This window comes from Streptomyces sp. bgisy100 (assembly GCF_057709105.1).
The window spans coordinates 1-17,756 of the sequence record NZ_JBYITE010000033.1; the positions used below are offsets into that span (position 1 = coordinate 1).

Genomic DNA, 17,756 nt, shown 5'->3' on the forward strand with positions numbered 1-17,756 from the left:
GGAACCCCCACCCCTGCGGCCCCGTCCCCTCCCGCCGGTGGCCACGTTCTCCCACCACGTCGCGTCTCCCGGCGACCGTCTGCACGCGTGCGGTGCTTCCAGGCGCGGTCCCGCGCAGTCGGGATGCGGTCCGGCGAAGGCAGGCGCAGTCAGGTGCGGTCAGGCACAGTTCTTCCCGGACCGGGGCGCGCGCTCGCCCAGTCGGCGGGTTCCATGGGAATGGCCCTTCTCCGACCTGCCTCATGTTCCCGGCAGGGCCGTGCTGCTCCCGACAGGGATTGAGCGTCTTCCTGGAATGGCCATGGGCTGGCGTCGCCACGGGACCGGCACGGCCACTCGGGCCGGCTCGGCCACTTGGCCTCTTCCAACACCGCGTCTCCGGAAGGCCGTTCGCGCCACGCGCTCGATCACTGGGCCGGACGCAGCGGTCCGTACTCGGCGCGCCCGCGGGTACCGGAAGTGGGCCACCGAGAGGAGGGGACGAGGCCGCAGGGGTGGGGGGTTCTGGAAGCTGCCGTGTATTTGTGGGCCCCCAGGGCCCGTAAATATACGTTCCAGAACCCCCCACCCCGGAGGCCTCGGCCCCGTCACCCCGCGACGCCCGCGTCTTGGGCCGACGTGGGGAAGGTTCCGGTCCGCGTCACCCCGCGACGCCCGCGTCTTGGGCCGACGTGGGGAAGGTTCCGGTCCGCGTCACCCCGCGACGCCCGCGTCTTGGGCCGACGTGGGGAAGGTTCCGGTCCCCGTCATCCCGCGACGCCCCCGCCGTCGGCCCACGTGTGCAGCCCCCCCCGCTACCCCGGCCCGCCCCGAGCATCCCCCGCCGGGGCAGACGGGGCCGGAGCCCCGTCACCCCGCGAACCCGCACCCCCGCCCCCGTCACCCCGACAGATGGCGGACCCGGGTCCACACCGACCGGTCCAGTTTCCCCGCGCAGCGGCGGAACTCGTCCAGTCGGACCTCGCGCAGCTCGTCCGTCTCCAGGAAGCTCTGGCGGCCCCGCGCGTCCCCCACCGTCCCCTCCGGCAGCGGGATCACCCCGGCGCGCCCGTCGTGGAACTTGCTGGTGATCTTGGCGACCAGAACGGTGTGCCCCCGTACGTCCAGCACCAGGCAGGGGCGGTCCTTGGAGCCGGGGCCGTCCTCGTACGGGACGTCCGCCCACCAGATCTCGCCCGGCCGGGGCCGTGGCCCGCCGCGCGGCACGACCCGCTTCGGCGGGCGGCCCGGCGCGCCCGACGGCGGGCGCGCCGTCGTACCGGCGGAGGGCCGGGAAGAGGAGCGCGGCGGCCGGCGCGAGGGGCGGCGGGGCGACGGCCGTGGCCGGGGGCGGCGTCCGCCCCGCCCGCTGCGCCCGAGCCCGTCCACCAGGGCAGCGATCAGCGCCAGGACGACGACCGCACCCACCACGGGCCACCATGAGGTGTCCACGACCACTCCCCACGTCCGTCGAGGATTCCGAAACCTCAGAACCGTACTCTGGCAGGGTGGCCCGGCGTGCCGCGGACCCGCGCGGCAGCACCGCCCCCCGTACTGGTGAAGTGCTGGGTGAGTTCCCCCACAACGGCGGCCCGTGGAGGAGCGACCAGCCGTTTCGCGCCTTACGCTCGACCCACCGCACGCTCCCCGGACCGACCCCTCGACCCCCGGCATGGGGGACCTCAGCCTCGGAGGTTCCTGCTCCATGAAGCTCACCGTCGTCGGCTGCTCGGGATCGTTCCCGTCCGCGGACTCGGCCTGCTCGAGCTACCTCGTCGAAGCCGACGGCTTCCGGCTGCTCCTCGACATGGGCAACGGTGCCCTGGGCGAGCTGCAGCGCCACTGCGGTCTCTACGACCTCGACGCCGTGGTCCTCAGTCACCTCCACGCCGATCACTGCATCGACATGTGCGGCTACTTCGTCGCCCGCTACTACCGGCACGACGGCGGCCGCCCCGAGGCGATCCCGGTCTACGGGCCGGACGGCACGGAGCAGCGGCTGGTCACGGCGTACGACGACGTGCCGTCGGAGAAGTCGATGAGCGAGGTGTTCGACTTCCGCACCCTGGAGCCGGGCCGTTTCGAGGTGGGCCCGTTCACGGTGCACACCGACCGGGTGGCGCACCCCGTGGAGGCGTTCGCGTTCCGGATCGAGCACGGCGGGCGCACCCTGACGTACTCCGGTGACACCGGGGTCTGCGCGGCGCTGGACGGGCTCGCCGAGGGCGCCGATCTGTTCCTGTGCGAGGCGTCCTTCACCCACGGCAAGGAGGACGTGCCGGACCTGCACCTCAACGGCCGGGAGGCCGGGGAGCAGGCCCAGCGGTCCGGGGTGGGGCGGATGCTGTTGACGCACATTCCGCCGTGGACGGACCCGGAGATCAATCTGAGGGACGCCCGCGAGGTCTTCGACGGTCCGGTCGAACTGGCCCGCCCGCGCGCCGTGTACGAGGTGTAGGGCCCGCGGTTCGGTCGTGCCGTCGGGCCCCGCAGAGCCGTCGGGCCCCGCAGAGCCGACGTGCACCGCAGAGCGTCGGGGCACCGCAGAGCCGGCGGGCCGCCGGGCCGGAGCCGACGGGCCACCGGCGGGTCACAGGCCCCGCTCACCGGTCCGGAAGATCGTGCCGGCCGGACAGGAACTCCTGAAACTTGATCTTCGCGTTGACCACCGGGTGGCGCCAGCGCTGCTCCCGGCGGGCGGCCCGTGCCAGCCGGCGGGGCTTGTCGTGGTACCGCCAGCGGGCCCAGGGCGCCTGCGGGCGGCTCAGCCGGACCGCACCGACGATCAGCAGTGGGACGAGGAACAGGCCGAGCAGCCCGGTCCACACCTTGCCCTTGAGCAGGGTGATCACGGCCAGACCCAGCTCCGCGGCGATGAAGAGGACCAGCAGCAGGGCGCTGCCGGGCGTCGGGTCGGCCGAGTAGTCGGCCCAGTCGATCACGCCGACCGGGCGGAATCCGAGCAGCACCAGCCCGCAGATGGCCACGGCCACGAACACCGCGTCGACGGAGGTCCGTCCCGCCTCCGTCCAGTAGACGTCCCGCAGATGCAGGATCAGCGCGAACTCGTCCAGGACCAGCGCGGCGCCGACCCCGAAGACGCCGGCGAGGGACGATTTCACGGTGGCCGACGGATCGTTCACCAGGATCATCGAGACCCCGCTCACCAGCATGAACACCACGCCGAACACCACGTGGTGGATGTGCAGCCCGCCGGGCCGGACGTTCCCCGGCCACCACCGCACCTGCGCCCGGATCATGCGCACGCTGAACCGTATGAAGCCGAATCCGGCGATGAAGGAGCAGAGGAAGACGAAGAGCGGGAGCAGCCCGGGGGCGACGATCTCCCGCTGGAACCAGCCGCCCTGCGCCAACGTCACCACAGGGCAAACGCTAATACCGGGACGCGCCGGATACACCGGTTTACTCCTCGCCGCCGGTCCGGGGAGCGGAACCGGGAGGTCCGGAAGGCTCGCGCAGGGCGGCCCGTACCGGCAGGGCCCACGGTTGCGGCCCGGCGGTTTCTCGGCGCGCGGCCCGTGAACGGTCTCCCTAGAGTGACCGCATGAGCGCCACCGCCGAGCGGCCCCCGGCGGCCGGGACGGAGCGGGACCGCCCGGCCGGGGAGCGGGGCCGCGGCACCGCCCGGGACCGGCTGCTGCACCGGGTGCCGGAGGGGTTCGGCGTCTTCTTCGGAGCCCTGGCGGTCTTCTGCGCCGTCACCGCCGTCATCGCCCCGCTGCGGGATCTGCTCCGGCCGGTCATCCGGTTCCTCGACACCCTCACGGTGCCGGTCAGCCCCAACCTGGCCTACGCCGTCTTCCTCTTCCTGCTGGCGGGGGCCACCGCCAGCAGGAAGAGGATCGCCCGGCGGCTGGTCACCGCCTACCTGGTGCTGGTGGTCGTCGCCGACGCGGTCTACCTCGCCGGCGGTCACTACTGGGCCACCATCCCCTCCCTGGTCCTGGCCTCGGCGGCGCTCGCCCTGCTGTTCCTCGCCCGCCGCGAGTTCTACGCCGCCACCCGGCGCGGAGCGGTCCGGCGCGCCCTGCTCGTCCTCGTGGCGGGGCTGGCCGTGGCGATCCTCGTGGGCTGGGGCCTCGTCGCCGCCGTCCCCGGCACCCTGCCCCGCGACCAGGCGCTGCCGTGGGCCGCCAACCGGGTGCTGGGCGGCCTGGTGGAGGGCGCCGGCTTCGACGGCCGGCCGCCGCACTGGCTGTTCTTCCTGCTGGGGCTGTTCGGTGCGCTCGCCCTGCTCAACGCCGCCGCCACGCTGTTGCGCTCGCAGCGGGTGGTCTCCGCCCTGCACGGCGACGAGGAGGCGCGCATCCGGGCCCTCCTCGGCGCCTACGGGGCTCAGGACTCGCTCGGCTACTTCGCCACCCGCCGCGACAAGGCCGTCGTCTTCGCCCCCAGCGGCAAGGCCGCCGTCACCTACCGGGTGGAGGCCGGGGTCTGCCTCGCCAGCGCCGACCCGGTGGGCGACCCCGGCGCCTGGGACCCGGCGATCGAGGCGTGGCTGCGGCTCGCCCGCCGCTACGCCTGGGTGCCCGCCGTCATGGGCGCGAGCGAGGACGGCGCGCGGGCCTACGCGCGGGCGGGCCTGAACGCCCTGCAACTCGGCGACGAGGCCGTGCTCGCGGTGGCGGGCTTCGACCTCGACGGCCGGGACATGCGCGTCACCCGGCAGGCCGTCCACCGGGTGCGGCGGGCCGGCGCGACCGTCCGGATCCGCCGCCACCGTGCGCTGTCCGAGGAGGAGATGCGGGAGGTCGTCGAGCGGGCCGACGCCTGGCGGGACACCGAGACCGAACGCGGCTTCTCCATGGCCCTGGGCCGGCTCGGGGACCCCGCCGACGGGGACTGCCTGCTCGTCGAGGCGTTCGACGCCGAGGGCGGCCTGGTCGCCCTGCTGTCGTTCGTCCCCTGGGGGCGGGACGGCATCTCGCTGGATGTGATGCGCCGTGACCGGCGGGCGCCCAACGGCATCGTGGAGTTCCTGGTCGCCGAGGTCTGCGGCCGGGCCGGGCGGCTCGGCATCCACCGCGTCTCCCTCAACTTCGCCGTCTTCCGGGCCGCGTTCGAGGAGGGCGCCCGGATCGGCGCCGGGCCCGTGCTGCGCGCCTGGCGCCGGCTGCTGCTGTTCTTCTCCAAGTGGTGGCAGCTGGAGGCGCTGTACCGGTCGAACGTGAAGTACCAGCCCGAGTGGTACCCGCGTTTCCTCTGCTACTCCGACGCCGGGGCCCTCGCCCGGATCAGCCTCGCCTCCGGCATCGCCGAGGGCTTCGTCCCCAGCCTGCGCACCCAATGGGGCCGGGGCCACCCGCGCGGCGTCACGGCCCCCGCGGCCACCGAGGGGCTGCCGCCCATCGACCGGCTCGGCCTGGCCGGACCCCCGTCGGGACCGGACGCCGCGGACACTCTCGCCGGCCTGCCGGAACAGGTCCGCGTCCGGCACCGCAAGCTGCGACGGCTGCGGGACGCCGGCACCGACCCGTACCCCGCCGACGCCGGCGCCCCCACCCACACCCTCGCCGCGGTCCGCGCCGCCCACCCCGCGCTGCCCGCCGGAGCCCGCACCGGCGAACGGGCCACCGTCGCCGGCCGGATCATGCTGGTACGGGACCTGGGCGGCATCGTCTTCGCCGTGCTCCGCGACTGGTCCGGCGACCTCCAGCTGGCCGTCACCCGCGACGGCACCGGCGCGCCGTCCCTGGACCGCTTCACCGCCGACACCGACCTCGGCGACCACGTGACCGCCACCGGCGAGATCGGTACCAGTGACCGCGGCGAACCGACGCTCTTCGTCACCGGCTGGCGGCTGACCTCCAAGTGCCTGCACCCGCTGCCCGACAAGCGGCGCGGCCTCGCCGACCCCGAGGCCCGGGTCCGGCAGCGCTACCTCGACCTGGTCGTCCGGCCGGAGGCCCGGGAGGTCGTAGGGCCCGCGGCGCCGCCGTCCAGGCCCTGCGCCAGGGCCTGCTGGACCGCGGGTACCTGGAGGTCGAGACGCCGATGCTGCAACAGGTCCACGGCGGCGCCAACGCCCGCCCGTTCACCACCCACATCAACGCCTACGACCTCGACCTCTATCTGCGGATCGCCCCCGAGCTGTATCTGAAGCGGCTCTGCGTCGGCGGCCTGGAGCGGGTCTTCGAGATGGGCCGCAACTTCCGCAACGAGGGCATCTCCTACAAGCACAACCCCGAGTTCACCTCGCTGGAGGCGTACCAGGCGTTCGCCGACTACGACGTGATGCTCGACCTCACCCGGGAACTCGTCCAGGGCGCCGCCACCGCCGCGTTCGGCAGCCCCGTCGCCCGCACCACCGGACCGGACGGCCGCGTCACCGAACACGACATCTCCGGTGTCTGGCCGGTCCGGACCGTGTACGACGCGCTCTCCGACGCCCTGGGCGAGGAGATCGGCCCCGACACCGACGAGGCCCTGCTGCGCCGGCTCTGCGACCGCACCGGGGTGCCGCACACCCCCGAGCACTCCCGCGCCGACGTGGTCGAGGAGATGTACGGCACGCTCGTCGAGGAGCGGACCGGACCGCCCACCTTCTACAAGGACTTCCCGACCGAGGTCTCACCGCTGACCCGGCAGCACCGGAAGGACCCGCGGCTCGCCGAGCGCTGGGACCTCGTCGCCTTCGGCACCGAACTGGGCACCGCCTACTCGGAGCTGACCGACCCGGTGGAGCAGCGCCGCCGCCTCACCGCCCAGTCGCTGCTGGCCGCGGGCGGCGACCCGGAGGCGATGGAGCTCGACGAGGACTTCCTGACGGCCCTGGAGTACGCGATGCCGCCGACGGGCGGACTCGGCCTGGGAGTGGACCGGCTGGTGATGTTCCTGACCGGTCTGACGATCCGCGAGACGCTGCCGTTTCCGCTGGTCCGGCGCCGTTGAGGGCTGTGGAGCGGCGGTGGCGTGGCTGTGGCGTGGCGGTGGAGGGGGACTGGGGCGGGCCGTGTGCTGTGGAACGGTCGCGGGGCCGCGGACCGGATCAGGGGCGGGCCCCGGATCGCGAACCGGCCCCGAGCGCGAATCTGCCCCCGAGAGCGAACCGGCCCCGAGCGCGAACCGGCCCCGGACCGTTGTGGTCCGGGGCCGGGTCGGGAAGGCGTGCCACGAGGGCCGAGCCCTCGAGCGGGGCATGGCCCGCCGCGCGGATCAGGCCTTCGTCATGTCCTCGACCTCGCTCTCCGGCTCCCGGCCCGGAGTGCTGAGGTCGAACCGGAGGATCGCGAACCGGAAGACCACGTAGTAGAGGGCGGCGAAGGCCAGACCGATCGGAATGATCAGCAACGGCTTGCTGGCGAGGTGCCAGTTGAGGAGATAGTCGATCGCCCCCGCCGAGAAGCTGAAGCCGTGGTGGACGCCCAGCGCCCAGGTGAGAGCCATCGAGAGGGCCGTCAGCACCGCGTGGATCGCGTACAGCACCGGGGCGATGAACATGAACGCGAACTCGATCGGCTCGGTGATACCGGTGACGAACGAGGTCAGCGCGAGCGACATCATCATGCCGGTCACGGCCTTGCGCCGCTCGGGGCGGGCGCAGTGGGCGATGGCCAGCGCGGCGGCGGGCAGCGCGAACATCATGATCGGGAAGAAGCCCGACATGAACTGGCCGGCCGTGGGGTCACCGTGGAAGAACCGGTTCAGGTCGCCGTGCCAGATGTCGCCCTGGCCGTCCGTGAAGCTGCCGAGCTCCTGCCAGGCGACCGTGTTGACGAACTGGTGCATACCGACCGGGATCAGGGCCCGGTTGATCAGGCCGAAGACACCCGCGCCCGCCGAGCCCAGTCCGGTCATCCACTCCCCGAAGCCGTGGATGACCTCGCCGATCGGTCCCCATATCAGGCCGAACAGCACGCCCACCGCGGTGCCGACGAAGGCCATGATGATCGGCACCAGCCGGCGGCCGTTGAAGAAGCCCAGCCAGTCCACGAGCCGCTTGCGGTAGTAGCGCTGCCAGAGCACCGCGGACAGCAGCCCCATGATGATGCCGCCGAGCACTCCCGGGTCGTTGTACGTCGCGGCGACGTCCTCGCCCGCCTTGATCTGCGCCTCGGTCACCGGGAACGCGGTCAGTACGTTCTTGTAGACCAGGAAGCCCACGAGGGCGGCGAGAGCGGTGGAGCCGTCCGCCTTCTTCGCGAAACCGATGGCCACGCCCACGCAGAACAGCAGCGCCAGGTTCTTGAAGACCGCGTCACCCGCCGTCTGGAAGACGGCGGCCACCTTGTCCCAGCCGAGGCCGTCCTTGCCGAACACGTCGTCGTTGCCGAGGCGGAGGAGGATGCCGGCGGCCGGAAGGACGGCGATGGGCAGCTGAAGACTGCGGCCCACCTTCTGCAGGCCCTGCAGCAGACCGGAGCCGCGCTTCTTCGCGGGCGCCGTGTCGGCGGTCGTCGTACTCATGGGGGGTTCCTTCGGGAGCGCGTGAGCGTGGTCTACACCACCAGAGGTTTAGACCACGTTTCTAACACGGTGAAGGCGGGATAAGGAACCTGCAGTTCCCACGCTCTCCATCACACCCTCACACACCCGGCAAAACGCCCCGAGGGCAGGGAGCGCGGCCGACGACCGGGGGCAGTCTTCCCGGGAAAGGGGTGGGTGATGTCTCCCGGATGAGGGGACATTGCGGATTCGGGGCGGGGGAGGGGGTGCGGGTCCGTCCGGTCACCGGGCTCGGACGCCGGGCGACCCGGACCGCCGGACCGTCGGGTGAGTCCGTACCGGGACCGTCGGGTGAGCGTGCACCTGGACTGCGGACCGGCGGCCCGCACCCGGGGGCAGGCCGGCGGCCCCGCCCCGCCCCGGACCGCCGACCGGCCCCCAACCGGACCGCGGGCGGCGCCCAGTACCGCCGAATGGCCCCCGCTCTGGCTACCGCGTGACCTCGCGCTCGGACTCCTCCTCCAGCTCCTCCGGCTCCCGGCCAGGAGTGCGGATGTCGAACACCGTGATGGCGAACCGGAAGACCACGTAGTAGACGACGGCGAACGCCAGCCCGATCGGAATGATCAGCCAGGGCTTGGTGTCCAGGTGCCAGTAGACGATGTAGTCGATCACGCCCGCGGAGAAGCTGAAGCCCGCGTGCACGCCCAGCGCCCAGGTGACCGCCAACGACAGGCCGGTGAGCAGGGCGTGGACGCCGTACAGCAGCGGCGCGGCGAAGAGGAACGAGAACTCCAGCGGCTCCGTCACACCCGTCACGAACGAGGTCAGGGCCACCGAGATCATCATGCCGGTCACGGCCTTGCGGCGTTCCGGGCGGGCGCACTGGGCGATGGCGAGCGCGGCGGCGGGCAGGCCGAACATCATGATCGGGAAGAAGCCGGACATGAACTGGCCCGCGGCCGGGTCCCCCGCGAGGAACCGCGTCAGGTCTCCCTGCACCGTCTCCCCGTCCGGACCGGTGAACTCACCGGCCTGGAACCAGAAGAAGGTGTTCAGGAACTGATGCATCCCGATCGGGATCAGCAGCCGGTTCGCCACCCCGAAGAGGCCCGCGCCCAGTGCGCCCATGCCGATGAGCTGCTTCCCGAACCAGTTCAGGGCATCGCCCACCGGCTCCCACAGCAGCCCGAAGGCCACTCCCAGCACGGCGCAGAGGAACGCCATGATGATCGGCACCAGCCGGCGGCCGTTGAAGAAGCCCAGCCAGTCCACCAGCTTGGTGCGGTGGTAGCGCTGCCAGACGACCGCCGTCAGCAGCCCGATGAGGATGCCGCCGAGTACGCCGGGGTTCTGCGGCACCCCCTCCGGCGTCTTGTCGGTGACCGAACCCGCCACCGGGTACACCGCCAGCACGCTGTGATAGACGAGGAAGCCCGCCACCGCCGCCAGTGCCGTGGAGCCGTCCGCCTTCTTCGCGAAGCCGATCGCCACCCCGATGGCGAACAGCAGCGGCAGCCCCAGCCCGACGTCGAGAATGGCCGTGCCGCCCGCGAGCAGCACCTTGGACGTCTTGTCCCAGAACGTGCCGTGCAGGTAGGCGGCGGAGAGATTGCCCAGGCTGACCAGCAGGCCCGCGGCCGGCAGTACGGCGATGGGCAGTTGCAGGCAGCGCCCCATCTTCTGCAGCCCCTGGAAGAGGCCCGACGTCCAGTTCCTCCCCGGTGGCAGCTGCGCGGCCGCGGTGGCTTCGGAGCTCATCGGACCTCCCGGTGACAGCCGGCTCGACGGACACGGCATACTGGTGTAGACCAGTCGCAGCACGCTTGTGCCGCACCCGTGCAGGCGGGCTCCGTGATCGACATCATCCGCCCGATCGCGGACACTTGCCCGCGAAGGTGGGCCAAACGTGCGTTACGGTTTGGAACTCGGCGACCCCGCCGACGCCCCGAAGCACGCAGGAGTGGGACATGGCCACCAAGGCTGAGAAGATCGTCGCCGGGCTCGGCGGAATCGAGAACATCGTCGAGGTCGAGGGCTGCATCACCCGCCTCCGCACCGAGGTCGAGGACTCCTCCCTCGTCGACGAGGCCGCGCTCAAGGCCGCGGGCGCCCACGGCGTCGTCAAGATGGGCAACGCCATCCAGGTCGTCATCGGCACCGACGCCGACCCCATCGCGGCCGACATCGAAGACCTGATGTGAGCCACTGAGGCCGACGACTTGATGTCAGCCACTGAGGCCGACGACTTGATGCGAGCCACTGAGGCAGGCATCGGCCACCGGCGGTCCGACGCGCACCCCTGACGCCGCGCGGGCCCCCGAAGGCCGGGCAGTGCGCCACTGATCTGCTGCCACGGGCCTGCGGAGCCGTCGCTCCGCAGGCCTGCGGCATTCCGGGACCCCCGCCCGACCGGCCCCGACCGTGGCCGGAAAAGCCCCCCGGCACAGCCGATAGGGTCGACGCATGTCTCGTATCGACGGTCGGACCCCCGACCAGCTGCGCCCCGTCACCATCGAGCGCGGATGGAGCAAGCACGCCGAGGGCTCGGTCCTCATCGCCTTCGGCGACACCAAGGTCTTCTGCACCGCCAGCGTCACCGAAGGCGTTCCCCGCTGGCGCAAGGGCAGCGGCGAGGGCTGGGTCACCGCCGAGTACTCCATGCTGCCCCGCTCCACCAACACCCGCGGCGACCGCGAATCCGTACGAGGCAAGATCGGCGGCCGCACGCACGAGATCTCCCGGCTCATCGGACGCTCGCTCCGCGCCGTCATCGACTACAAGGCCCTCGGCGAGAACACCATCGTCCTGGACTGTGACGTCCTCCAGGCCGACGGCGGCACCCGCACCGCCGCCATCACCGGCGCCTACGTCGCCCTCGCCGACGCCGTCACCTGGGCCCAGTCCAAGAAGCTGATCAAGGCCGGGCGCAAGCCGCTCACCGGCACCGTCTCCGCCGTCAGCGTCGGCATCGTCGACGGCACCCCCCTCCTGGACCTCTGCTACGAGGAGGACGTCCGCGCCGAGACCGACATGAACGTCGTCTGCACCGGCGACGGCCGCTTCGTCGAGGTCCAGGGCACCGCCGAAGGCGTCCCCTTCGCCCGCACCGAACTCGACGGCCTCCTCGACCTCGCCGTCGCCGGCTGCGGCGACCTCGACCGGGCCCAGCGCGCGGCACTCGCCGCCACCCTGTAGCGACCGGCGAGGGCCTGTCGTCCGGACCGGGCGGAAACCGGGAGCGGTGCCGACGGGCACCGCGAGCCCGGGCCCGACCCGAGCGACAGGCCCATCGCGGGACAGCCCCTTAGTGGCGAACACCACGCTGAAGCGGCAACCGCCGCGGGACTTTGAGCGTTCTTTACTGTACGAGCGCACGGACTCTCCCGTGCGCCCGGCCGAACCCTCACGGGAGGAACCACTCCATGGCCCTGCGCCACCGCCACACCGCCCTCAGCGCCGTCGCCCTCGTCGCTCTCGCCATACCGGTCACCGCGGGCTGCGGCGCCGTCGACAAGGCCATGAGCTGCGCCCAGACCGCCGTCACCATCTCCGACAGCGTGCAGGACCTCCAGCAGGCCGTCTCCGACGCCACCGAGGACCCCGCCAAGGCACAGCAGGCCCTCGACCGGATCGACAAGAACCTCGACAAGCTCGGCGACAAGACCGACAACGCCGACATCAGCAAGGCCGTCGACGACATGAACGCCGGAGTGAAGGACGCCCGCGCCGCCCTCGAACAGGGCAAGACGCCGAACATCACCCCCGTCACCGACGCCGCCTCCGAGCTGACCAAGGTCTGCTCACCGGGCTGACCCGCCTGCCGCGGCCCGGGGCGACCCACTCGCCGCGGACCCGGACCAGGCGTGCGCGCCGGGCCGGGAGGGCGCGGCGAATCAGGCCTGCGCCGCGGATCAGACGTGCGCCGCGGACCGGGAGGGCGCCACGGCGTCCGGACCCGGGAGGACGCACAAGCCGCGGACCGGGAGGGCGCGCGGGCTTGCGGGCCGGAAGGACGTACGGGCCGCGTCCCGGGAGGGCGCGCGGGCTCGCGGGCCGGAGAGCGTACGGGCCGGGAGGGCGTACAGGCCGCACGGAGGCCGGCGCAGGGGCCCGCGGCGCTCGCGATCGGGGCGCGGAGGACGGCTCGGGGACTCCCGCGGCCGGGGCGGTGCACCCCCGCCGCGGCCCACCCGCTCACCCGGCCGCGGCCGAGGCGCCACAATGGGCCCATGCAGCGTCTGATCCTCGCCACCCGCAACGCCAACAAGGTCACCGAACTCCGCGCCATCCTGGCGGGGGCGGGCCTCGCCGTCGAACTCGTCGGAGCCGACGCCTACCCCGACATCCCGGACGTCAAGGAGACCGGTGTCACCTTCGCCGAGAACGCCCTGCTGAAGGCCCACGCCCTCGCCCGCGCCACCGGCCACCCGGCCATCGCCGACGACTCCGGCCTCTGCGTGGACGTGCTCGGCGGTGCGCCCGGCATCTTCTCCGCCCGCTGGGCGGGCCGGCACGGGGACGACAAGGCCAACCTCGAACTGCTCCTGGCCCAGCTCTCCGACATCGTCGACGCCCACCGCGCCGCCCACTTCGCCTGCGCGGCGGCCCTGGCGCTGCCGGACGGCACCGAGCGGGTGGTCGAGGGCCGCCTGCACGGCACCCTCCGCCACGCCCCGTCGGGCACCGGCGGCTTCGGCTACGACCCGATCCTCCAGCCGGAGGACGAGACGCGGACCTGCGCGGAGATGACCCCCGAGGAGAAGAACGCGATCAGCCACCGGGGCAAGGCCTTCCGCGCCCTGGCACCGGTGGTGCGCGAGCTGCTGGGCTGACCCGGCGGAGACGACAGCGGCCGTGGCCCGTCCGGGGCCACGGCCGTCCGTGCGCGAGGGGGGAGTCGAACCCCCACGTCCGAAGACCCCGGCACCTAAAGCCGTCCCGTCTACCAGTTCCGGCACTCGCGCGTACTCGGAATCTTACTCACTGGGTGTGGGCGCGGAGCGGCTGGAGCGGCTTCGCCGTGAGCGGCACCACGTATCGGTGATCGCGTGGCAGTTCGGGCAGAGGTAACGGAGGTTCTCCGCCCGGTTGTCGAGCCAGTTGCCGTCGATGTGGTCGATCTGCAGGGTGACCGGCCGGCCCCGCCACTGGCCCGGGTTGCCGCAGGTCGCGCAGGCGTAGCGGACGCCGGTCTCGGCGAGGGCACGGTGCAGCCGCTCCCGGCCCACCCGGGGCGAACCCTCCGGGCGTATGCGCAGCACCTCGCCCGCGATACGGCGCGGCGGCGCCGCCGGGCGGGGTACCCGGCGGGAGCGCCGGGTGAAGTGCGAGGTGTCGAGGCCGAGTCGGGCCGCCCGGCGCTGTACCCGGCGGTGGCTGGCGTCGTTCACCGGGAGGCCGAGGGCCCGTACGACACCGGCGTAACTCGTGGCGTCGGACACGGCCCGGCGCAGCGCGTCGTCCGGGAGGGTGCGCCGGGCATGGCGGAAGTGCGAGGTGTCGGTCCCCGTCCGGGTCAGCATGCGGCGCAGTGCGGCGCGTGTTCGGCCGTCGTCCGGGACACCGAGGGCGCGCGCCACCCCGCGCACGCTGTCCTCGCTCGCGGCGGCCGTCGCCAGCTCCTCCGCGGTGAACGGGAGTTCTCCGCAGGGCCTGTTGAGGCCCGGGAGGTGATCGGTGGTGAGGCCCGCGGCGCGGATCCGGCGGCGGAGGTGGGACAGCGTCCCGGGCGCAGGCGCGGCCCCCAGCGCGACCGCGACCTCGCGCAGCGTCGACGACGAGGCCACGGCCGCGGCGATGGCCTCGTCGGAGTACCTCAGGTGCTGCCGTGTGAAGTGGGCGGTGTCGAGGTCGTGCTCGCGCGCCGCGCGTTGGACGGACCGCCGCCGCCCGCCGCTGCACTCCAGCCCCAGGGCACGCAGCACACCGGCCCAGCTCGACGAGGCGGCCACCGCCGCGGCCAGCGGCTCCCGCGCATACTCCTCGGCTCGCATGTCCCCCCTCGCACCCCTTCGGCCACACGTCGTGGTCTCGAACACTTCAACGAGCGAAGACCTTCAGGGTTACGCACGCGCACCTGCGCCCCGTCCGGAGCCGGACGAGGCACAGGTGCGTGCGGCAGGGCAGGTTCAGAACTTCGGTTCCGGGGCCTGGGCCTGGACCAGTTCGGCGGCCTCCTCCTTGGTGGCCACGGCCGGCGGCGAGCCCGCCAGCGGCTGTCGGGCCGTCTCCTTCATGCAGGCCACCGCGATGAGGCCGACCAGGGCGGCGGCGGTCGTGTAGTACGCGGGGATCATGTCGGTGCCGGTCGCGCCGATCAGCGCCGTGATCACCAGCGGTGTGGTGCCGCCGAAGAGCGAGGCGGAGATGTTGTAGCCGATGGAGAGCGAGCCGTAGCGGACGTCCGTCGGGAAGAGTGCCGGGAGTGCGGCGGACATCGTGCCCAGCAGGCACACCAGGGAGAGGCCGAGCATCCCCATGCCCGCGATCACCGCGGGCAGACTGCCCTGCTTCACCAGCAGGAAGGCCGGGGTGGACAGCACCAGGAAGCCGGTCATGCCCGTCATCAGCAGCGGCTTCCGGCCGTAGCGGTCGCTGAGGGGTCCCACCCGGGTGATGATCAGCATCAGCGCGACCATCGTGCCGAGCAGGATGAGCAGTCCGTGGGTGTCGTCGTAGTGCAGCTCGTCGGTCAGGTAGGTCGGCATGTACGACAGCAGCATGTAGTGGGTGGTGTTGTACGCACCGACCAGCGCTATGCACAGGATCAGCGCCCGCCACTGCTCGGAGAAGATCCGCCCGAGGGTCTTCTGCGGGGCGTTCTCGGAGAGGTGGGCGAACTCGGCCTCCTCCTGGGCGCGGGTCTCGCCGGCCGTCGCCGCCTGTGCGTGGGTCTTCGCCGCCTCCAGCTTCTGGAAGGCCGGGGTCTCGTCGAGCTTCAGCCGCAGGTAGAGGCCGACGATGCCGAGCGGGCCCGCCACCAGATAGGCCAGCCGCCAGCCCCAGTCCTCCATGGCGGCGCTGCCGAGCCAGGCGTTGAGGACGGCCACCAGTCCGGCGGCGCCGACGTAGCCGGCCAGGGTGCCGAACTCCAGGAAGCTGCCGTAGTACCCGCGCTTCTTGTCGGGGGCGTACTCGGCGATGAAGGTGGACGCGCCGCCGTACTCGCCGCCGGTGGAGAAGCCCTGGACCAGCCGGAAGAAGATCAGCAGCACCGGGGCCCAGAGTCCGATGCTCTGGTAGCTGGGGATCAGGCCGATGCAGAAGGTCCCGGCCGCCATCAGCATCATCGTCGTGGCCAGGACCTTCTTGCGGCCGAGGCGGTCCCCGAGGGTGCCGAAGACGGTGCCGCCGATGGGCCGGACGAGGAAGGCGACGGCGAACGTCGCGAAGGACGACAGCAGTTGGGTGGTGTCGCTGCCGCCCGGGAAGAAGACCTTGCCGATGGTGACGGCGAGATAGCTGTAGATGCCGAAGTCGAACCACTCCATGGCATTGCCCAGCGCGGCGGCCTTCACGGCGCGCTTGACGACCCGCTCGTCGGTGACGGTGATGTCACTCCGGCGCAGCTTGGGATTCCGTCTGCGCTTCAGGGCACGGAAGAGGTTCGGGTGGCGCTTCTGTGCCTCCGGGTCCAGTCCGGCTTCGGCGCCGACAGCCATGGGTGGTCCTCTCACTGCGGGGTGGGGTGCAGTGGGGACGTCTGCGCAAGAGATCGCGGTCTAAACCAAAGTGCCACCGGAGTGGGACTTTGATCATGGTTTGTCCGCCGCCGTGGCGGAGAAACGGAGGGGTTGGATCCGTGACGGGCGGCCGGCGGGCCCGGGAGAGGCGGCCGGCGGGCCAGGGGCGGGCATGCCGCCGGGCCCGCGGCCGTGGCCCCTCCGGACCCCGTCCTCAGATCTCCAGGTCCTTGATGAGCTTGGCGACGTGCCCGGTGGCCCGGACGTTGTACAGGGCACGCTCGACCTTGCCCTGCTCGTCGACGATGACCGTGGACCGGATCACCCCGGTGACGGTCTTGCCGTAGAGCTTCTTCTCGCCGAAGGCGCCGTAGGCCTCCAGGACCTTCTTCTCCGGGTCGCCGACCAGGGTGACCCGGAGGTCCTCCTTCTCGCGGAACTTCGCGAGCTTCTCCGGCTTGTCCGGCGAGACGCCGATGACGTCGTAGCCGGCCCCGGCCAGCAGCTCGAGGTTGTCGGTGAAGTCGCAGGCCTGCTTGGTGCAGCCCGGGGTGAGGGCGGCGGGGTAGAAGTAGACGATGACCTTGCGGCCGGCGTGGCCGGCGAGCGAGACCTCGTTGCCGTCCGCGTCGGGCAGGGTGAAGGCGGGGGCGGTGTCGCCCGGCTGCAGTCGCTCGCTCATGACACTCCTCAGGTGATGCGGTTGCTGCCGGAGAGATTAGTCGCGGATATGGGGGTGCCATGGGGCACGTCCCTGGTGGAGCTGACAGACTGTCCATGCAGGATCGGCCCGAGACGATGGAGGCAGCGCGGTGTCGGATGCCAGGACCCCGGCGCAGATCGAGGCGGACATCGCCCTGAGGCGCCAGGCGCTCGCGGTGACGCTCGACGAGATCGCGGTGCGGGTGCACCCCAAGACGATCATGGGTGACGTCAAGGCACGGGCGGCGGCGACGGTGGACCGCACGGCGGGCCGGGCGTACGTGGTCGTGAACCGGACGCTGACGGACGCCCGCGGCCGGCTGGTCTCGGAGGACGGCGCGCCGCGGCTGGAGCGGATCGTGCCGGTGGCGATGGTCGCGGTGGCCGTGGTGGGCCTGCTGGCCGTCTCCACGCGGCGCCGCCGGGGCTGATCACCGGAGCTGGTTGCCCGGACTGATCGCCGGGGCTGAGACCCCTGCCCGCCCGGTCGCCCCGCCGCTGAGTGGGTGACGGCAACCGGCAGAGCACCGCCGTGCCCCGGTGGGAAGCCCACGGGCGGATCTCCGCCCCCTGGCCCTGGGGTGCCGCACGGCCAGGTACGGTCATGACGTGAGTGCGAACCCTACCCACGACAAGCTGCCCATCCGGATGCTGCACGACCGCGTGCTGGTCCGGACCGACACCGCGGAGGGCGAGCGCCGTTCGACCGGCGGCATCGTCATTCCCGCGACCGCGGCGGTCGGCCGTCGGCTGGCCTGGGCCGAGGTGGTCGCCGTCGGGCAGAACGTCCGGACCGTGGAGCCGGGGGACCGGGTGCTGTACGACCCGGAGGACCGTGCCGAGGTCGAGGTGCGCGGGGTGGCGTACGTGCTGATGCGGGAGCGGGACCTGCACGCGGTGGCCGCCGAGCGGCTGGAGGGCTCCGAGGACTCCACGGGGCTGTACCTCTGACGCTCTCCCCGAGCTCCTGACCCTCCCTGAGCT

14 protein-coding genes, 1 tRNA gene and 1 pseudogene are annotated in these 17,756 nt (G+C 72.4%); 8 read left to right on the top strand and 8 right to left on the bottom strand.

Translation table 11 applies throughout. The annotated features are described in order from the left end of the window. Nucleotides 1-879 precede the first annotated feature (879 nt). Nucleotides 880-1,431: a type II toxin-antitoxin system PemK/MazF family toxin gene (locus AC3EQ1_RS21165; protein ID WP_432095912.1), complete on the bottom strand. Its 552-nt coding sequence runs from the start codon at nucleotides 1,429-1,431 to the stop codon at nucleotides 880-882. Between the two features lie 253 nt (nucleotides 1,432-1,684). On the opposite strand from AC3EQ1_RS21165, the gene AC3EQ1_RS21170 reads away from it, so the two are divergent. Then, a complete protein-coding gene (locus tag AC3EQ1_RS21170; RefSeq protein WP_432095913.1) occupies nucleotides 1,685-2,437 on the top strand; it encodes an MBL fold metallo-hydrolase in 753 nt (250 codons plus the stop codon). A gap of 145 nt (nucleotides 2,438-2,582) precedes the next feature. Here AC3EQ1_RS21170 and AC3EQ1_RS21175 read toward each other — a convergent pair whose 3' ends face one another. Further along, on the bottom strand, nucleotides 2,583-3,362 hold the full coding sequence (locus AC3EQ1_RS21175; protein WP_432095914.1) for a hypothetical protein: 780 nt from the start codon (nucleotides 3,360-3,362) through the stop codon (nucleotides 2,583-2,585). Between the two features lie 182 nt (nucleotides 3,363-3,544). Between AC3EQ1_RS21175 and lysX the strand changes: the two are divergent. Next, nucleotides 3,545-6,891: pseudogene (gene lysX, locus AC3EQ1_RS21180) on the top strand (bifunctional lysylphosphatidylglycerol synthetase/lysine--tRNA ligase LysX). Between the two features lie 264 nt (nucleotides 6,892-7,155). On the opposite strand, the gene AC3EQ1_RS21185 reads toward lysX, so the two are convergent. Together AC3EQ1_RS21185 and AC3EQ1_RS21190 are read right to left on the bottom strand one after the other, a co-directional pair. Next, nucleotides 7,156-8,406, bottom strand: coding sequence for a PTS transporter subunit EIIC (locus AC3EQ1_RS21185; protein WP_432095915.1), 1,251 nt, complete (start codon nucleotides 8,404-8,406; stop codon nucleotides 7,156-7,158). A gap of 468 nt (nucleotides 8,407-8,874) precedes the next feature. After that, a complete protein-coding gene (locus AC3EQ1_RS21190) occupies nucleotides 8,875-10,146 on the bottom strand; it encodes a PTS transporter subunit EIIC (protein ID WP_432095916.1) in 1,272 nt (423 codons plus the stop codon). A gap of 137 nt (nucleotides 10,147-10,283) precedes the next feature. Here AC3EQ1_RS21190 and AC3EQ1_RS21195 point away from each other — a divergent pair, with 137 nt between their 5' ends. The 4 genes from AC3EQ1_RS21195 to rdgB all read left to right on the top strand — a co-directional run bounded on the left by AC3EQ1_RS21195 (nucleotide 10,284) and on the right by rdgB (nucleotide 13,220). Beyond that, entirely contained in the window at nucleotides 10,284-10,589 is a 306-nt protein-coding gene (locus tag AC3EQ1_RS21195; protein ID WP_432095917.1) for a PTS sugar transporter subunit IIB, read from the top strand. 262 nt (nucleotides 10,590-10,851) lie between these two features. Continuing rightward, a complete protein-coding gene (gene rph, locus AC3EQ1_RS21200; RefSeq protein ID WP_432095918.1) occupies nucleotides 10,852-11,583 on the top strand; it encodes a ribonuclease PH in 732 nt (243 codons plus the stop codon). Between the two features lie 227 nt (nucleotides 11,584-11,810). After that, on the top strand, nucleotides 11,811-12,200 hold the full coding sequence (locus tag AC3EQ1_RS21205; protein ID WP_432095919.1) for a syntaxin family protein: 390 nt from the start codon (nucleotides 11,811-11,813) through the stop codon (nucleotides 12,198-12,200). Between the two features lie 417 nt (nucleotides 12,201-12,617). Continuing rightward, a complete protein-coding gene (gene rdgB / locus AC3EQ1_RS21210; protein ID WP_388846358.1) occupies nucleotides 12,618-13,220 on the top strand; it encodes an RdgB/HAM1 family non-canonical purine NTP pyrophosphatase in 603 nt (200 codons plus the stop codon). Between the two features lie 50 nt (nucleotides 13,221-13,270). Here rdgB and AC3EQ1_RS21215 read toward each other — a convergent pair. From AC3EQ1_RS21215 to bcp, 4 genes are all read right to left on the bottom strand, one after another. Beyond that, a tRNA-Leu gene (locus AC3EQ1_RS21215) sits at nucleotides 13,271-13,352 on the bottom strand. Between the two features lie 12 nt (nucleotides 13,353-13,364). Continuing rightward, nucleotides 13,365-14,381 carry an HNH endonuclease signature motif containing protein gene (locus AC3EQ1_RS21220; RefSeq protein ID WP_432095920.1) on the bottom strand — a complete coding sequence of 339 codons (1,017 nt, stop codon included), beginning with the start codon at nucleotides 14,379-14,381 and terminating at the stop codon, nucleotides 13,365-13,367. A gap of 135 nt (nucleotides 14,382-14,516) precedes the next feature. After that, nucleotides 14,517-16,049 carry an MFS transporter gene (locus tag AC3EQ1_RS21225; RefSeq protein WP_432095921.1) on the bottom strand — a complete coding sequence of 511 codons (1,533 nt, stop codon included), beginning with the start codon at nucleotides 16,047-16,049 and terminating at the stop codon, nucleotides 14,517-14,519. Nucleotides 16,050-16,284: 235 nt separating this feature from the next. Then, complete coding sequence (gene bcp, locus AC3EQ1_RS21230) at nucleotides 16,285-16,752, bottom strand: thioredoxin-dependent thiol peroxidase (RefSeq protein ID WP_432095922.1); 468 nt, start codon at nucleotides 16,750-16,752, stop codon at nucleotides 16,285-16,287. Between the two features lie 130 nt (nucleotides 16,753-16,882). Here bcp and AC3EQ1_RS21235 point away from each other — a divergent pair, with 130 nt between their 5' ends. Both AC3EQ1_RS21235 and AC3EQ1_RS21240 read left to right on the top strand, forming a co-directional pair. Continuing rightward, the gene (locus AC3EQ1_RS21235; protein ID WP_351511586.1) at nucleotides 16,883-17,203 is read left to right on the top strand and encodes a DUF3618 domain-containing protein; all 321 of its coding nucleotides are present in this window, start codon (nucleotides 16,883-16,885) and stop codon (nucleotides 17,201-17,203) included. Nucleotides 17,204-17,420: 217 nt separating this feature from the next. Beyond that, nucleotides 17,421-17,723 carry a GroES family chaperonin gene (locus AC3EQ1_RS21240; RefSeq protein ID WP_247492542.1) on the top strand — a complete coding sequence of 101 codons (303 nt, stop codon included), beginning with the start codon at nucleotides 17,421-17,423 and terminating at the stop codon, nucleotides 17,721-17,723. Nucleotides 17,724-17,756: the final 33 nt, after the last annotated feature.